Annotated in this window: 12 protein-coding genes; 1 reads left to right on the top strand and 11 read right to left on the bottom strand. The window is 63.6% G+C overall.

Translation table 11 applies throughout. From position 1 onward, the window contains the following. Positions 1–76: 76 nt before the first annotated feature. The 4 genes from AC07SZ_RS19610 to xylF all read right to left on the bottom strand — a co-directional run bounded on the left by AC07SZ_RS19610 (position 77) and on the right by xylF (position 5,222). Complete coding sequence (locus AC07SZ_RS19610) at positions 77–1,717, bottom strand: CHASE domain-containing protein (RefSeq protein WP_056575796.1); 1,641 nt, start codon at positions 1,715–1,717, stop codon at positions 77–79. A 149-nt stretch (positions 1,718–1,866) separates the two neighbouring features. Next, positions 1,867–2,670 (bottom strand): ATP-binding cassette domain-containing protein, encoded by an 804-nt coding sequence (locus tag AC07SZ_RS19605; RefSeq protein WP_056575793.1) that lies wholly within the window; start codon positions 2,668–2,670, stop codon positions 1,867–1,869. A gap of 13 nt (positions 2,671–2,683) precedes the next feature. Then, positions 2,684–4,036: a sugar ABC transporter permease gene (locus AC07SZ_RS19600; RefSeq protein WP_056576524.1), complete on the bottom strand. Its 1,353-nt coding sequence runs from the start codon at positions 4,034–4,036 to the stop codon at positions 2,684–2,686. 145 nt (positions 4,037–4,181) lie between these two features. Further along, positions 4,182–5,222 (bottom strand): D-xylose ABC transporter substrate-binding protein, encoded by a 1,041-nt coding sequence (gene xylF, locus AC07SZ_RS19595; RefSeq protein WP_056575790.1) that lies wholly within the window; start codon positions 5,220–5,222, stop codon positions 4,182–4,184. A gap of 272 nt (positions 5,223–5,494) precedes the next feature. Here xylF and AC07SZ_RS19590 point away from each other — a divergent pair, with 272 nt between their 5' ends. Then, positions 5,495–6,739, top strand: coding sequence for an ROK family protein (locus AC07SZ_RS19590; RefSeq protein ID WP_056575788.1), 1,245 nt, complete (start codon positions 5,495–5,497; stop codon positions 6,737–6,739). Between the two features lie 196 nt (positions 6,740–6,935). Here AC07SZ_RS19590 and phoB read toward each other — a convergent pair whose 3' ends face one another. The 7 genes from phoB to AC07SZ_RS19555 form a co-directional block, all read right to left on the bottom strand. Then, complete coding sequence (phoB, locus tag AC07SZ_RS19585; protein WP_032917568.1) at positions 6,936–7,625, bottom strand: phosphate regulon transcriptional regulator PhoB; 690 nt, start codon at positions 7,623–7,625, stop codon at positions 6,936–6,938. Between the two features lie 19 nt (positions 7,626–7,644). Continuing rightward, entirely contained in the window at positions 7,645–8,352 is a 708-nt protein-coding gene (phoU, locus tag AC07SZ_RS19580) for a phosphate signaling complex protein PhoU (RefSeq protein ID WP_056575785.1), read from the bottom strand. A 26-nt stretch (positions 8,353–8,378) separates the two neighbouring features. Continuing rightward, positions 8,379–9,182, bottom strand: a complete 804-nt coding sequence (gene pstB / locus AC07SZ_RS19575) for a phosphate ABC transporter ATP-binding protein PstB (RefSeq protein WP_056575782.1) — start codon at positions 9,180–9,182, stop codon at positions 8,379–8,381. Further along, the gene (gene pstA / locus AC07SZ_RS19570) at positions 9,179–10,030 is read right to left on the bottom strand and encodes a phosphate ABC transporter permease PstA (RefSeq protein ID WP_056575779.1); all 852 of its coding nucleotides are present in this window, start codon (positions 10,028–10,030) and stop codon (positions 9,179–9,181) included. Before pstA ends, pstB begins: the two co-directional genes overlap by 4 nt. A 3-nt stretch (positions 10,031–10,033) precedes the next feature. Next, the gene (gene pstC / locus AC07SZ_RS19565) at positions 10,034–11,017 is read right to left on the bottom strand and encodes a phosphate ABC transporter permease subunit PstC (RefSeq protein WP_056575776.1); all 984 of its coding nucleotides are present in this window, start codon (positions 11,015–11,017) and stop codon (positions 10,034–10,036) included. 67 nt (positions 11,018–11,084) lie between these two features. After that, positions 11,085–12,140 carry a phosphate ABC transporter substrate-binding protein PstS gene (gene pstS / locus AC07SZ_RS19560; protein WP_081295023.1) on the bottom strand — a complete coding sequence of 352 codons (1,056 nt, stop codon included), beginning with the start codon at positions 12,138–12,140 and terminating at the stop codon, positions 11,085–11,087. 532 nt (positions 12,141–12,672) lie between these two features. Beyond that, positions 12,673–16,836 (bottom strand): PAS domain-containing protein, encoded by a 4,164-nt coding sequence (locus tag AC07SZ_RS19555; RefSeq protein WP_494915506.1) that lies wholly within the window; start codon positions 16,834–16,836, stop codon positions 12,673–12,675. Positions 16,837–16,973 lie beyond the last annotated feature (137 nt).

The raw sequence follows: 16,973 nt of genomic DNA, 5'->3' as shown, positions 1-16,973 counted from the left end.
TCCGGAGGCCGGCCCGCCGGCCTCCGGATTTTGCATGTGCGGGCACATTCCATCGCCATCGGCGCGACCATTGGCGTCAACCCGTGAGCGGAATTCTTATTTCCACCTTCAAACCATCGGCCTGAAAATCGCGCTTGATCGTGCCGCGCAACTCGCGCGTGACATTGAGGTCGATCAGCTTGGTACCAAATCCGGTCTCGGCCGGCGCTTCGACCTTTTTCTTCCCGGCCTCTCGCCAGTTCAGCGCCAGCGTCCGCTCGCGCCCCCGCCCTTCCAGCGACCAGTCCACTTTGAGCGCCCAGTCACTTCGGTGCGAACTGGCGGAATTGCCCACTTCACCGTATTTCAGCGCATTGGTCGCCAGTTCATGGAAGGTGAGGCCAAGCGCCTGCGTCGTGGTCTCGTCGAGCAGCACCTCGGGCCCCGTCAGCAACCCCTCCGGCAGGTCCTTGCCGAACACCTGGCCAAGTTCGATGCGCAGGAGATCAGCGAGATCCGCCTTCTGCCAGCGCGAACGCGTCAGCATGTCCTGGGAAGCGGCCATCGCCTGCAGCCTGGCCGAGAAGGACGCCGAAAACTCGTTGACATCGGTCGCTCGCGAAGCCGTCTGCCGCGCGATCGCCAGCACCCTGGTGATCGAATTCTTGATGCGATGCTTCATCTCCTGCAGCATCAGGTCCTTTTCGAGCAGGCTCTTCTCCGTCGTCTCGTGCAAGCGCGATGCCGCCTCATAGGCACGTTCCTGATAGCGCGCCACCAGCGCGATGGCGCCCGCCGCCAGCAGGCCGAACAGCCCCAGCATCACCGGAATGGCGCGCGACGACGGCTGCGAGAAGGCGCTGGTCGGCCTGAACAATACCGTCCACGGTCGGCCGGCCACCGTGATCTTGCGGGTGACCAGCAGCCGATCGCCAAAGGACGAAACCGGCGGCGTCTCCGACTGGAACAGGAGATTGTCGCTGTTCACCGCACCGTCATAGATTTCCGTGTTGACCGGTAATAGCGGCGCACGGCTGAGCGCGATCTGGAACAAGTCGCGGGCGCGGAAGGCCGCGTAGAGAAAGCCCGCGGTCGAGGAACGCGATGCGTTGATGACCTCCGGCGCTGTTTCGACATTAAGCCGGACAAAGACCAGGAAGCCGGTGAAGGTCCGCGTGGCGCCCGTGCCCTGGCCCAGTTGCACCAGCCCGCTCGCGTGCTGCTGGTCATCGGCCATCGCCTTCTCTATCGCCGCGCGCCGCACTGGTTCGCTGAACATATCGTAGCCGATGCCGGCCTGGTTGGACGGGTCCATCGGCTCGAAGAGCATGATGGGCGCCCGCCAGGGCTGCGTCGTCTCCGGATAGACCGGATGGCTGGCGCCAAAATCATGCAGGATGTCGCGTTCGACAGCTGCCTCATCGCCCGTCTTGACCAGCCTGAGGAAGCCGATGCCGCGCAGGCCGGCGAAATTGGTGTCGACATCCAGCGCGTTGAAGAAGGCCTTGAACTCGTTCTGGGAGATGTCGCCATTGCGGGCGTCGAACAGGGCCTGCGTCGACCGCAGCAGCGACAAATGCAGGTCGATACGGCTCTCGATCCGGTTGAGTGCGTCATCGGCCGCCGCCTCGAACTTGATGCGGGCCGCTTCCTGCGTCGCGAAATAGGCGAACCCCGCCATGGTCATGCTGATCAGCGCAACGGCGATGAACGCGACAATCGGAAAAAGTTTCTTCAACGGATGATGCGGTCCATGAGCAATACCGGACCTTTATGGGCAAGTCGCCGGGCCAACACAATGGCAAGGCCAACCCATCGCGACCACTGGCACATCACGTGAGCGGCAACGGGGACGCGCGGGAGAGCAATGCCACCCGCCGAAAGCCCTCAGGCGGCGATCTTCAGCGCTCCCGGTCCGGGAATAGCGCCCGGGGGACACTTGCCCAGGATGATCATGCCGAGCACCTCGTCCTGTGTGACATCGGTGGTGCGCGCGGTGCCGACGACCTGTCCGTTCTTCATCACGCAGACCCGGTCGGCCAGCTCGAACACATCATGGATGTCGTGGCTGATCAGGAAGATGCCGATGCCGTCGGACTTGAGCTGCCTGACCAGTTCGCCGACCTGCGCCGTCTCCTGCGGACCAAGGGCCGCCGTCGGCTCGTCCATGATCAGGATGCGGGCGTTGAACAGGATCGCGCGTGCGATCGCCACCGATTGCCGCTGTCCGCCCGACAGTTTGATCACCGGTTCCTTGAAGCGCTGGAAGCGGGGATTGAGCCGCCCCATCACCTTGCGCGCCTCGGCCTCCATGGCGACATCGTCGAGCGTGCCCCAGGCGGTCATCAGTTCGCGGCCAAGGAAAAGATTGGCGGCGGCGTCGACATTATCGGCCAGGGCGAGCGTCTGGTAGATCGTCTCGATGCCGTATCTCTTGGCGTCGCGCGGGTTGGAGATCGAAGCCTCCTCGCCATTGACGAAGATCTGTCCGGCATCGCGCTTATAGGCGCCGGACAGGATCTTGATCAGCGTCGACTTGCCAGCGCCGTTATGGCCGAGGAGCGCCACGACCTCGCCCGGGAAAAGATCGATCGAGGCGTCGTCGACGGCCCGGATGCCGCCAAAGGCGATCGAGATGTTGCGCATGTCGACCAGCGGCGTGCTGGCGGCGGGAGCGGTTTTGTCAGCCATGGTCTTTCTCCCCCTAAACCCGCTTGCGGTAGACGGTGTCGAGCCAGACGGCGATGACCAGAACGGCGCCGACGACGATGCTCTGCAGCGGCGAGTCGACGCCGAGCAGCACCATGCCGGACTGCAGCGACTGCATCAGCAACGCTCCGAGCATGGCGCCGATGATCGTTCCCGAGCCGCCGGCCAGCGACGTGCCGCCGATGACGGCGGCGGCGATGACAAGCAGCTCGTCCAATGTGCCAAGCACGTTGGTCGACGAGTTCTGCCGGGCAGACGAGATCGCGGCGGCGATCGTGGCCAGCACGCCCATGATCATGAACACCTTCATGGTGATCCAGCGCGTGTTGATGCCGGCCAGGTTGGCGGCCTCCGGGTTGCCGCCGATGGCAAAGACATAGCGGCCGAAACGGGTGCGGTTGGTGATGAAGGTCATGATCAGCCCGACGGCGATCGCCATCAGCACCGGGATGGCAATGCCGTGGGCGATGAACAGGCCACCCTCGGGCACGGTGATGTTGTTGGCGGCGGCGTATCTGTTCACGATGCCGATGGGCCACGGATAGGAATTGGCCAGCCACACCGCGCCCATGATGACGGCGCAGGTGACGGTGCCAAGCAGCGTCTCGGCCCAGACCGGGCGCAACGGGAAGCGGAAGCGCTTGCGCTGCACCCGCCCGTTGAACAGTGCAAACACGACGGCGAGGCAGGCGACGATGCCGACGATCCAGCTCCAGGTGGCGCCGATCGATCCGGCCGGGCCGCCGCCCATCAGCTGGAACGTGGCGTCGAGCGGGGCCACGGTCTGGCCTGACGTGACCCACCAGGCGGCACCGCGCCAGACCAGCAGGCCGCCCAGCGTGACGATGAAGGCCGGCACTTCGAGATAGGCGATGATGAAACCCTGGAAAGCGCCGATCAGCAGCCCGAGCGCCAGCCCGATGACCAGCGCCAGAACCCAGATCCACGGATTGCCGAGTTCAAGCCCGACGAACCGGACCAGGAAATGCACCTGGGCAAAGCCCATGACCATGCCGATCAAGCCCTCGGCGGAGCCGACGGACAGGTCGATATTGCGCATGACTATGACCAGCACCATGCCGCAGGCCATGATGGCGACCGCGGAGGTCTGCACCGACAGGTTCCACAGATTGCGCGGAGTGAGAAAGGTGCGGCTGTCGAAATCGAGCGGATTGACGCCCAGACGCAGACTCGAAATCACGTGCAGCCCGACCCAGATCAGCAACAGGGCACCGATCATGCCGAGCATGCGGGTGTCGATCTCGGTTGCCTTCAGGAACCGGGCAACCGCGCCAAGCTCCGACGCACGCGCGGTGTCGACCTGCGGGTTGGACGTCGTGTCGGTCATGATTTCCTCCCACCGGCCGGCCATCCGGCACGGATGCCGGAACGCAGCCTAGAAGCTATCCGCCTGAGGCGGAAACACAAATTTTTTTGAGAAAACGCCGCGGCTTTTGGGCCGCGGCGTCGATGTCGAACCGTGCTGCGCCGTTCTAGTTGCAGGCCGCGACGCTGCCGGCGGCGACGCCCGCGCAGACTTCGTCCTTCTTGATCCAGCCGGCATCGATGACGAGATTGAGATTGTCCTTGGTGATGGCGACAGGGGTCAGGAACAGCGACTTGACGGTGTTGCCACCAGGTGTCGTGAAATCCTTCACGCCGGCAATGTCGGTCATCTTCTTGCCGTCAGCCAGCTGCGAGGCGATCTCGGCGGCATTCTTGCCGAGCTCGCGCGCGTCCTTCCACACCGACACGGTCTGGGTGCCGAGCGCGATGCGGTTCAGCGCGGCATGATCGCCGTCCTGGCCCGACACCGGCACGGTACCGGCAAGGCCTTGCGCCGTCAGCGCCGCGACGACACCGCCTGCGGTGCCGTCATTGGCGGCAACCACGGCATCGACCTTGTTGTCATTGGCCGTCAGGAACTGTTCCATGTTCTTCTGGGCGTTGGCGGGCAGCCAGCCGTCCGTATAGGCCTCGCCGACATTCTTGATCTTGCCGCTGTCGATGGCCGCCTTGAGCACTTCCATCGAGCCCGAGAACAGGAAATCGGCATTCGGATCGGCTCCCGAGCCCTTGATGAAGACATAGTTGCCTTCCGGCTTGACCTTGAACACCGCGCTGGCCTGCAAGCGACCGACTTCCTTGTTGTCGAAGGTCAGGTAGAAGACGTCCTTGTTCTCGATCAGTCGGTCATAGCCGACGACCGGAATGCCTTCGTCCAGTGCTTTCTGCACCGCCGGGCCGATCGCCGAAGCATCCTGCGCCAGGATGATCAGCGAGTTGGCGCCCTGCGAGATCAGGCTCTCGACATCGGTAAGCTGCTTGCCGGGATTGGACTGCGCATCGGCGGAAATGTACTTGTCGCCGGCGGCCTCGATCGCCTTCTTCATGGCGGCCTCGTCGGTTTTCCAGCGCTCTTCCTGGAAGTTCGACCACGAAACACCGATGACCTTGTCCTTCGCCTGCGCGACCGACGCAAGCGTCAGCGACATGGCGACACCCGCCAGGATGGCGGCCGTGAATCTCTTCATGATATCCTCCCTGCGCCGCGTATGGCGCGACCAAACTGACCCGAAGGCCGGCACAGAGGCTCTATTTTTTCGAGCCTCAAAAAAAATACTGGTCCATCGTCGAAACGCTGTCAACATCGATTCTGATGGATATTGAGGTGTCGCGGACTTTTTTTCGAGCCCCGCAATAAATAAATGACAGCACCATCCGCTTCTGCCAGTATTTGTCCCGGTTGCCGGCAGTGTTCGAGGGGCAGGAAGAACCGCGGCGACCGGGGAGGATGTGGGAAAGTATGTCGGTCGGAATCCGCCACGACGATCTGCGCCGGCGCAACCGCGCCATGGTGATTGCGGCCGTGCGCCGGGCCGGCCAACCGTCGCGCACCGAGATCGCCGCGACCACCGGCCTCAGCCATTCGACCATATCGGCGATCTCTTCCGACCTGATCGGCGAAGGCATCCTGGCCGAGGGCAAGCCGAGCGAGGCCGGTGCGCTCAAACGCGGCCGGCCACAGGTCGGCCTCGGCCTCAACCCGGAGGCCGCGGCCATCATGACCGTGGTGCTGTCGCTGAATTTCCTGTCCGTCGCCGTCATCGACTATGCCGGCCAGGTGATATCGGAGGAACAGCGCCGGCTGGACACGCTGACCATGTCGCGTGAGGCGCTGATCGGTGAATGCGTCGCCATTGTACGGCGCCGCCTCGAGGATCCCGATATCGACGTGCGCAGCGTCGCCCGCATCGCACTGGCGATCCAGGGCATCACCGACACCGAGGCCAGGGCCATGCTGTGGTCGCCGATCACGCCGCAGACCGATATCGCCTTCGCCGACATACTGGAAGCCGAGTTCGGCATCCCGGCCACCATGGAGAACGACTGCAACATGATGGCCGTGGCGCTGCGCTGGCGCGACCCCGAACGCTACCGCGACGACTTCATCGCCATCCTTTTGTCGCACGGCATCGGCATGGGCCTGGTGCTGAAGGGCGAGTTGTTCACCGGCACCCATTCGTCGGGCGGCGAGTTCGGCCACATGATCCATCGGCCAGGCGGCGCGCTCTGCCGATGCGGGCGGCGCGGGTGCGTCGAGGCTTATGCCGGCAACTACGCCATCTGGCGCAATGCCAGGCAGCTTGGCGAGGACACCGAGCCGGTCGCCGATGTCAGCGATGCGCAGATGCGGGCGCTCGCCGCCACGGCACGTGAACGGGCCGGGCCCGAGCGCGAAGCCTATCGCAAGGCCGGGGAAGCACTGGGTTACGGCCTCGGCAGCCTGTTCGCGCTGATCGATCCCGCCCCCGTGGCCATGGTCGGCGTCAGCGCCGCCGCCTTCGACCTGATCGAGCCGGCATTGCGCGAGGCGATCGCCCAGACCGCTGGCGGCCAGCACTCGAAATCGATTTCGTTCGACACCGAACCGAACGAGCTGCCCCTGATCCGCGAGGGCTGTGCCATGCGCGCACTGACCTTCGTCGATCAGGAAATCTTCGCGCCGGGCGTGCAGGCGAGAGGGAGTGCTGGGAAGAATGTGGCTTGAGCGAACGCCTGTGCCGATCCCACAGATCAGCGCTGGAGATTGGCCGAGCCCCCTCGAGGTCGTCATCCCTGGCCGGAGCAGGAGCGAAGCTCCGTCGCGGAGACCCTGGGATGACGAAGCCATAAGCTCTGAGCCAACACCAAATGCGTTCTATCCGGGAGCGGATGCAACCCGTCAACGCTTCCGCGCCAAGGACCTAATCCTCACGGATCGCGTAGCCTGCCCCACGGATGGTGCGGATGACGTCGGGCATGCGGCCATTGTTGACCGCCTTGCGCAGGCGGCCGACATGCACATCCACGGTGCGCTCGTCGATATAGATCGTCTCACCCCAGACATTGTCGAGCAGTTGGCTGCGCGAGAACACGCGGCCGGGATGGCGCATCATGAATTCCAGAAGGCGGAATTCGGTCGGCCCAAGCCGGATCTCGCTCTTCTTGCGGTAGACCCGGTGCGATTCACGGTCGAGCACGATGTCGCCGACCTTGAGCACGCTGGACAGCACTTCCGGCTTGGCGCGGCGCAGCAGCGCCTTGACGCGGGCCATGAATTCCGGCGTCGAGAACGGCTTGACCAGATAGTCGTCAGCACCGGTCGAAAGGCCGCGCACGCGGTCGCTCTCCTCGCCGCGCGCCGTCAGCATGATGATCGGCAGCCGTTCGGTCTCGGGCCGCATGCGCAGGCGCCGACAGAGTTCGATGCCGGACACCGCCGGCACCATCCAGTCGAGCACCAGAAGGTCGGGCACGTTCTCCTGCAGGCGGATTTCAGCCTCGTCGCCGCGCGGCACCACCTCGACCTGGTAGCCTTCGGATTCAAGATTGTAACGGAGCAGCACTCCCAGCGGCTCCTCATCCTCCACCACCATAATGCGTGGCGCGATCATCGATTGGTCACCTCTTGCGTCAAGCCGCCGGCGCCGACATCGCCGTCTCGTCCTGTTTGGGGCGGTTGGCGGGCAGTTGCGTGCCGGTCAGGACATAGTACGCGTTCTCGGCGATGTTGGTCACATGGTCGCCGATGCGTTCGAGATTCTTGGCGCAGAACAACAGATGCGTGCAAGCGGTGATGTTGCGCGGATCTTCCATCATGTAGGTCAGGAGTTCGCGGAACACCGACGTGTATTTGACGTCGATGCGTTCGTCGTCGGCGCGCAGCTTCGCAAGCGCGGCGGCATCGCGCGCCGCATACTCCTCGATCACGCCCTGCACCTGGATCAGCACCAGTTGCGCCATGGCGTCGATGGAATGCGACAGGTCGCGCGGCGTTGCGGCGAGACCGACGGTGCCGACGCGCTTGGCGATGTTCTTGGCAAGGTCGCCAATGCGTTCGAGGTCGCCGGCCATGCGGATCGACCCGACGACATGGCGCAGATCGTCGGCCATCGGCTGGCGCTTGGCGATCAGCGTGATGGCGCGATCGTCGAGTTCGCGCTGGCGTGCATCCATGATGGCGTCGTCGGAGACCACGCGCTGTGCCAGCGCATTGTCGGAATTCAACAGCGCCTTGGTGGCACCGCCGACCATCGAGCCGGCGAGATCGCCCATGTCGCTGATCAGCCTGCTGATCTGTCCGAGATCCTCGTCGAAGGCTGCGACTGTGTGTTCGGCCATGATCCTGGTCCTCGTAATGCGTGCGATCAGCCGAAGCGGCCGGTGATGTAGTCTTGCGTGCGTTTTTCGCGGGGCGACGTGAAGATCTTCTCGGTACGGTCGAATTCGACCAGTTCGCCCAGATACATGAAGGCGGTCTGCTTCGAGACGCGCGCCGCCTGCTGCATGTTGTGGGTGACGATGACGATCGTGTAGTCGGCTTGCAGCTCGTCGATCAGTTCCTCGATCTTGGCGGTCGACAGCGGATCGAGCGCGGAGGCCGGCTCGTCGAGCAGGATGACCTCCGGCTTCACCGCCACCGTGCGGGCGATGCACAGCCGCTGCTGCTGGCCGCCCGACAGGCTGAGGCCGCTGGCATTGAGCTTGTCCTTGACCTCCGTCCACAGGGCTGCGCGCTTCAGCGCCTGCTCGACACGGCCGTCCATCTCGGCCTTGCTGATCTTCTCATAGAGCCTGACGCCGAAGGCGATGTTCTCATAAATCGACATCGGGAACGGCGTCGGCTTCTGGAACACCATGCCGATCTTGGTGCGCAAAAGGTTGAGGTCCTGCGAGCGGTCGAGAACGTTCTGGCCGTCGAGCAGCACCTGGCCCTCGGCGGTCTGCTTGGGGTAGAGCTCGTAGATGCGGTTGAAGACGCGCAGCAGCGTCGACTTTCCGCAGCCGGAAGGGCCGATGAAGGCGGTGACGCTGCGCTCGGGCAGCGACAGCGTGATATCCTTCAGCGCCTTCGACTGGCCGTAGTAGAAGTTGAGGTTCTTGACCTCGATCTTGGCCTTGGCCGCCGCCTCGGCGGCGATCGTCATGTCTGGAGACAACATCTGGCTCATTTGTCCTCTCTGCGTCCTGTCAGGCTGCGCGCAAAGATGCTGAGCGCGAGAACCGTCAATGTGATTATGAGTGCGCCGGTCCAGGCCAGTTGCTGCCATTCCTCGTAGGGGCTGAGAGCGAACTGGAAGATGGTGACTGGCAGGCTGGCCATCGGCGCGTTGAGATTGCTGGACCAGAACTGGTTGTTCAGCGCCGTGAAAAGAAGGGGTGCGGTCTCGCCGGAGATGCGGGCAATGGCCAGCAATATGCCGGTGACGATGCCCGAAAGTGCCGCGCGATAGGCGACCGAACGGATGACCACCCAGCGCGGCGCGCCGATCGCGGTGCCGGCTTCGCGCAACGCGTTCGGCACCAGATTGAGCATGTCCTCGGTGGTGCGCACGACGACCGGGATGACCAGGATGGCCAGCGCGACGGCACCGGCGATCGCCGAGAAATGCCCCATCGGCCGCACCATCAGCTCGTAGACGAACAGACCGATGATGATCGATGGCGCCGACAGAAGAATGTCGTTGATGAAGCGCACCACGGTGGTGAGCTTCGAGAAGCGGCCGTATTCAGCCATGTAGGTGCCGGCCAGCACGCCGATCGGCGTGCCGACGATGATGCCGATGATGGTCATCACGATGCTGCCGTAGATAGCGTTGAGCAGGCCGCCGGCGTCACCGGGCGGCGGGGTCATTTCGGTGAACACCGACAGCGAGACCCCCGACAGGCCCTTGTAGAGCAGTGCGCCGAGGATCAGCGCCAGCCAGGCAAGGCCGATGCCGGCGGCGATGACGCACAGCGTCATCATCACGCCATTCTTGCGCTTGCGGCTTTGGTGAAGCGACGCGGCTGTCGACATCGGTCAGGCTCCCGTGCGGGCATCGATGCGCATCAGCATGTAGCGTGCGATGGCAAGGATCAGGAAGGTGATAACGAACAGGATCAGGCCGAGCGCGACCAGCGAGGAGGTGTAGAGATCGCCGACGGCTTCGGTGAATTCGTTGGCGATGGTCGCCGAGATGGTCGTTGCCGGCGCGAACAGCGACGTGCTGATGCGGTGGGCGTTGCCGATGACGAAGGTCACCGCCATTGTTTCACCAAGCGCGCGGCCGAGAGCGAGCATGACGCCGCCCATGATGCCTATGCGCGTGTAGGGAATGACGACCCGGCGCGTGACCTCCCAGGTCGTGCAGCCGATCCCATAGGCCGATTCCTTCAGCACCGATGGCACCGTATCGAACACGTCCTTGGTGATCGAGGTGATGAAAGGCAGGATCATGATGGCCAGGATCATCGCCGAGGTCAGCAGGCCGATGCCATAAGGAGGGCCGGCGAACAGGCCGTTCAGGCCCGGAATACCGTGGAACACGCTGATAATGAAAGGCTGCACCGTCGTCTGCAGGAACGGTGCCAGCACGAACAGGCCCCAGATACCGTAGATGATCGAAGGGATGCCGGCCAGCAATTCCACCGCCATGCCGATCGGGCGCCGCAGCGGGCGCGGGCAGAGCTCGGTGAGGAAGATGGCGATGCCGATGCCAAGCGGCACGGCGATCAGGATGGCGATTGCCGAGGTGATGATGGTGCCGTAGATCGGGGCCAACGCACCGAACTTCTCCGTCACCGGGTTCCAGCTTTCGCTGGTCAGGAAGGAAAAGCCGAAAGTCGACAGGGCTTGCCAGGAACCGGCAAACAGCGAGATCGCGACGCCCCCAAGCAGCACCAGCACCAATATCGCGGCGGCACGGGTTGTCGCGTGGAAGATTGAGTCGGTCAGCGCGAACCGTCGAACGGTGGCATCGCGGGAACCTCTGACGGCTGGCAAGGCTTCCTGGACAGCGCTCATGTCAAGCTCGGCTCTTTCGGATTGAAGGGAAAGGAGCGCCACGGTCGCGGCGCTCCTTTGGAAGATGTTACTCGCCGGCGTAGACGGGCTTGCCGCCGGCCTGGATGTCGGCCTTCCACGAAGCCTTGATCAGGTCGACGACGCTGTCGGGGATCGAGACATAGTCGAGCGCCTTGGCGGTTTCCTTGCCGTCCTTGTAGGCCCAGGCAAAGAACTTCAGGGCTTCGCCGGTGGCGGCGGCATCGTCCGGGGCCTTGTGAATCAGAACCCAGGTGGAGGCGGCGATCGGCCAGGTGGTGTCGCCGGGCTCGTTGGTGATGATGACGTTGAAGTTCTTGGCAGTCTTGAAGTCGGCATTCGAAGCGGCGGCGCCGAAGGATTCGAGCGACGGCTCGACAACCTTGCCGGCAGCGTTCACCAGCTTGGAGTAGGACAGGTTGTTCTGCTTGGCGTAGGCGTATTCGACGTAACCGATGCCGCCATCCGTCTGCTTGACGGTGTTGGCAACGCCTTCGCTGCCCTTGGCGCCGACACCCGTCGGCCATTCGACGGCGGTGTCCGAACCAACCTTGTCCTTCCAGTCGGGCGAGAGCTTCACCAGATAGTCGGTGAAGTTGAAGGTGGTGCCCGAACCGTCCGAACGATGCACGACGGCGATGGCGGTCGACGGCAAGGTGAGGGTGGGGTTCAGAGCCTTGATCGCGGCGTCGTCCCAGGTGGTGATGGCGCCGAGATAGATCTGGGCCAGCGTCTTGCCGTCGAGGACGAGTTCGCCCGGCTTGACGCCGGTGAGGTTGACGATCGGCACGATGCCGCCCATCACCATCGGGAACTGCACGAGGCCGTTCTTTTCCAGGTCGGCGTCGGACATCGGCTTGTCGGTGGCGCCGAAGGTCACGGTCTTGGCGATGACCTGCTTGATGCCGCCGCCTGAACCGATCGACTGGTAGTTGAGGCCGATGCCGGTGTCCTTCTTGTAGGTGTCGGCCCACTTGGCGAACACCGGGTAGATGAATGTCGAGCCGGCGCCGGAAAGGTCAGCTGCCATTGCCGCGGAAAGGGTGAAGGTAGACGCCGTAGCCATTGCAATCGCAACGGCCGCCGAGCGGATGAAATGTCTCATGTGGCCTGCTCCTGTTCGGAAGATGGTCTCTCGGCGCCATTCCTAACCGGCGCCCGCTGAGGCCAATAGCCTTCGATTATAACAGTCGCATGACAGTTTCGTGTCAGCCCGGTAACGCGTCACAAGCACTGGCAAGGGCGGTGGCATCGGGCGGTCGCGGCCCGATCCGAGTTTGCTCTCGGAATCAGGGGCTTGGGCCGCCCGCGAGCCGGAGCCGCCGCCGGATTCGACGGGGCTTTATCAAGGGAAGAAAATCCGGGCGGGAGTGCGTTGCTCAAGGCCAGAGCGTGTCGTGGCCGGGCCATCGCCAAAAACAGGTCCGTTGGGGTAGGTTGACGCTGCTTCTTTGCCGGCGGTCGCTGCTCCCGCCCGTAACTGCAAGGGCGGAATTCGATTTTGCTATTGTCTCGGCTGGGTGCCGACTTTGATATGGTGCGATCGCACCATAGTCATTGCACGCGGGCATGGCAGCAAATCCACGATTGATTCCCTTGGCTTGCCTCTCACATCCCTGGCACCAGGCAACGCGATGCTATCCCGCACTGCGCTGGACCTGGCGGCCGGCGCCGATCCAGCGCTCGACCTTCTCCAGCAGGGCCCTGGGGCTGATCGGCTTGGGCAGATAGTCGTCCATTCCGGCCTCCAGGCACCGCTCGCGATCGCCCTTGAGCGCATGCGCGGTGACACCGACGATCGGGACATGCGTGCCGGTTTCGTGCTCCAGCCGGCGGATCGCGGCGGTCGCCTCGAGCCCGCTCATCTCCGGCATCGAGACGTCCATCAGGATCATGCACGGATTGAGCTTGCCGAAGGCGTCGAGCGCCTTGCGGCCATTGCCGACGATCTCGAAACCATAGCCGGTTTCGCCAAGGATCTGGGTGAAGACCATCTGGTTCACCTCGTTGTCCTCGGCCACGAGGATGTCCAGCCTGTGTCCGCCACCACCTGTGGCAGGCGGCCTGGGGCGAATCGGTGGCGGCTGCAATTGCGCACGTTGTTCGGACAATGCCAGCGGCGGAGAAGCGTCAGGCCCCTCGCCCGCGAGCGGCTGGGCGGCGTGGCCATCCGTGGCGTGGCGATGGCGCTGTATGGTCGCGACCAGTGTCTCCAGGAGCACCGAGGAACGCGCCGGCTTGATCAGCTGGGCGTCGATGCCGAGATCGCGGTAGCTGGTGTTGGCGAGCGACTGGTCGACCGAGGTCAGCATGATGATCGGCGTGTCGGCGAGACCTTCGGTGTTGCGCACGATGCGCGCCATTTCGGCGCCGCTCATCCCAGGCATCTGGTAGTCGAGCACGACGCAGTCCACGGGCACGCCGTAGGCGGCGGCCGCGATCAGCACCTTGAGGCCCTCGGCGCCGCTTTCGGCCGCGCAGGAATCGAATGTCCACGAGACCATCTGCTCGGTCAGGATGGCCCGGTTGACGGCATTGTCGTCAACGATCAGCACCCGTGCGCCCGTCACGTCCACCGGCATTATGCGCTGCCCGTTCTGCTGTCCGGCCCTGGGCAGCGTCACGGTGAACCAGAAGGTCGAGCCCTTGCCCTCGGCGCTCTCGACGCCGATCTCGCCGCCCATCAGTTCGACCAGCCGTGAGGTGATGGCAAGGCCAAGCCCGGTGCCCTCGTGCCGCCTCGTCGAGGAGGTGTCGACCTGGCTGAATTTTTCGAAGACCAGCTTCAGTTTTTCCTCGGGGATGCCGATCCCGGTGTCGGTGACCGAGATCGTCAGCCTGGTTCCGGTCGGGACCCTCTCGCCGGTCACGTCGACCAGCACATGGCCTTCATCGGTGAATTTCACCGCGTTGCCGAGCAGGTTGGTGACGATCTGCCTGATGCGGCCAACGTCGCCGATAAACAGGTTTTCGAGCCCTGGCTCGACGCGCACGATGAGCTCGAGGTCCTTTTCCTTGGCACGCGTCGACACCAGCGTCGCCACATCCTCTATCGCCTCGGCGAGGTTGAAGGGCGCCGGATCGAGCACCATCTGGCCGGCATCGATCTTGGAGAAATCCAGGATGTCGTTGATGATGGTCAAGAGCGCGTTGCCCGACTTGACGATGATGTCGGTGAACGTCTTCTGCTTCGGATCGAGATTGGACTTGGCCAGCAGTTCCGCCATGCCCAGCACACCGTTCATCGGTGTGCGGATTTCATGGCTCATATTGGCGAGGAATTCCGACTTGGCGCGGTCGGCGAGCACGGCGCGCTGGCGCGCCTCGCTGAGCTCCGCCTCGCGCATCTTCAGCTCCGTGATGTCGGTGGTCGATCCGATCAAGTAGAGCGAACCGTCCGACGCGATCATCGCGCCCTTGCGCGCGAACTGGTGGCGCACGCTGCCGTCGGGGAGCGTCACGCTCTCCTCGATCTCCTGGGTTTCGCCGGTGCGCAGCACGGCCAGATCGCCGGCCACGAAGGCCTCGCCATCAGGGCCGAAGATCTCGACATCGGTCTTGCCGATCGCCTCTTGCTTGCTGAAGCCGGTGAGGTCGCACCAGCCCTTGTTGACATAGAACTGCCTGAGGTCGGAGCGCTTGGCGTAGATCGACACCGGCACATTGTCGATCAGGCTGCGGAACACCTCGTTTTCGCGCATGCTCTCTTCCAGAGCCCGCTCGCGCGCCTTGACGTCGGTGATGTCGGTGCTGGAGCCGACCAGATGCACCGATCCGTCCGTCGCCACCAGGCGGCTCTTGCGCGTCATCAATTGCCGCACCGTGCCGTCGCGATGGGTGACGGGTTCCTCGACCTCGCGCACGGCGCCGGTCGCCACGACATCGGTGTCGTCATGGCTGTAGCCTTCCGCTTCCGCGGCGCCAAACAGCTGGCGGTCGGTCCGGCCGATGACATCTTCCTTGGCGAGGCCCGTGATCGCGCACCAGGCCTTGTTGACGAATTCGATGCTCAGGTCCTGCGCCTTGATGAAGGCGGCCACCGGCAACTCATCCATGACGTGCCGGAACAGGTCGATCTGGCGCATTGAGTCGCGCAAGGCCGCTTCGCGGCTCTTGATATCGGTGATGTCGACGCGCACGCCGATGAACGTGCCGTCATCGGTGCGCATGTCGTAGACCTGATACCAGCGTCCATCGGCATTGAGGCGCTCGTAGGAAGAATTTGGCAGCCGATAGCGCGCCAATATGCTGTCGAGCCAGCGTTGGGGATCGGGTTCGTAAAGCCTGTCGATCCCGCTATCGCCGCTCGAGCGGAAATAGCCGACTGAGTGGCCGAATTCCAACGCCTCGCGAAAATTCCGGCCGGGCTGCCAGAAAGGTTTCAGCGCCGGCAGCGTATCCTGCAGCTTGTGGTTGGCGAAGACGAACTTGTCGTCGCGATCGTAGATGATCACGCCCGCCGGCAGCGATTCCAGCACGCTGGCGAGATGCTTGCGCGCATCTTGCGCCTCGATCTCGCGCCGCTTCATGTCGGAAATGTCGAAGAGGAAGCCGGCGACATAGTCACGGCCGCTTGCCATGCGGACGCGGTTTTTCCTGACAATGCGCGAACGAGCGGCGCCTTCATCGTCGAAATTCTCTTCGACTTCGTAGATTTGTCCCGTCGACAGGACTTCCCGTTCGCTGCGTTCGAAGAGCGCGGCCTGGGTCGGCCCGAGGAAATCGCCACCCGGTCTGCCAAGCATGGCTTGCGGCGTCTGGCCGAACAGGTTCGCGAACGCCTCGTTGACGAAGACGAACCGGAGATGATCGTCCTTGACGAAAATCGGATCCTCGACGGCGTTGATCACCGCCTCCGCGAGCCGCGCCTTTTCCAGAGCATCGGCGAGCTCGGCGTCGCGCAGCTTCAGCTCGGTGACGTCGTAATAGGTCAGCAGTCGCTTGCCACCCGACAAGGCGGTGATGGAAAACAGCATCGTCTTGCCGTCGGCATGGCGGAACTGGCGTGCCGAAACGCTGCCGGCACGGATCTCATCCAGCCGGCTGGCGAGATAGCGCTCCCAATCCGGCTGGGCGATGTCGCCATAAATACCATTGCGCCGATTGATCTCCATCAACAGGCTGAAGGGTGCGCCGACGGCCACATCGCCTTCCGACATTTTGGAGATGTCACGATAGGCCTTGTTGATGATCAGCGTGTCGAGCTTCGCATCGAGAAGCACGATCCCCATGCGCATGGCGTCCATCGTCCGCTCGAGATCGGCAAGGTGCCCGGCGGTGTCGCCGCCGACCGGCGGTTCCTGCCTCGGCTCCATGTCTTCGAACGCGATGTCTTCGAAAGCGCTGGCCAGTGCGGTCACATTGCGGCCTATGCCGCGATAGCCGGCAAATTTTCCTTCGCTGTCGAACCGTGGGAAGCCTGAAGTCAGCACCCAGCGACAGCCGGCGCGGCCGCCCTTCAGTTCATAGACGAAGTCGCGGAAAGGCCGGTGTGCCTCCAGATCCTCCAGATGCGCCGCCGCGCTGCGCTTGCCTTTCAGGACCTGGTTCAGGAAATCGAAGCGGAACCGGCCGAGCACATCAGCCGGATCGATGCCGGTGGCCGCCTGATAGGTGGGTGAAAGCCAGGAGAATCGCAGCTCGGCGTCGGTTTCCCAGATCCAGTCCGAGCCTGCCTCGACCAGTTGGCGAAGCGCGTCGGCCGAATCCATGTCCGCGCACGCTGGCGCGTCATCGCGATGCACCGCCTTGCCGGACCCACGCTTGCCGCGCGCACCGATTGCTTCGTCCGCTTCCGCCATGCTGTCCCCACCCCGAAAATCAAGGTCGAACCCTCCCTCCGCGGTTCGTCGGCGGAATGTGCCCGAGAAGCATTAACGATCCGCTAACCTTAACGGCACGACCGGCACGCTCCGCCTGCGTTATTCCGCCCGGTTGT

This window comes from Mesorhizobium sp. GW821-FHT07A06 (assembly GCF_059419085.1).
The sequence above is the reverse complement of the archived record's forward strand: the minus strand, read 5'-3'. Positions and strand labels throughout refer to the sequence as shown.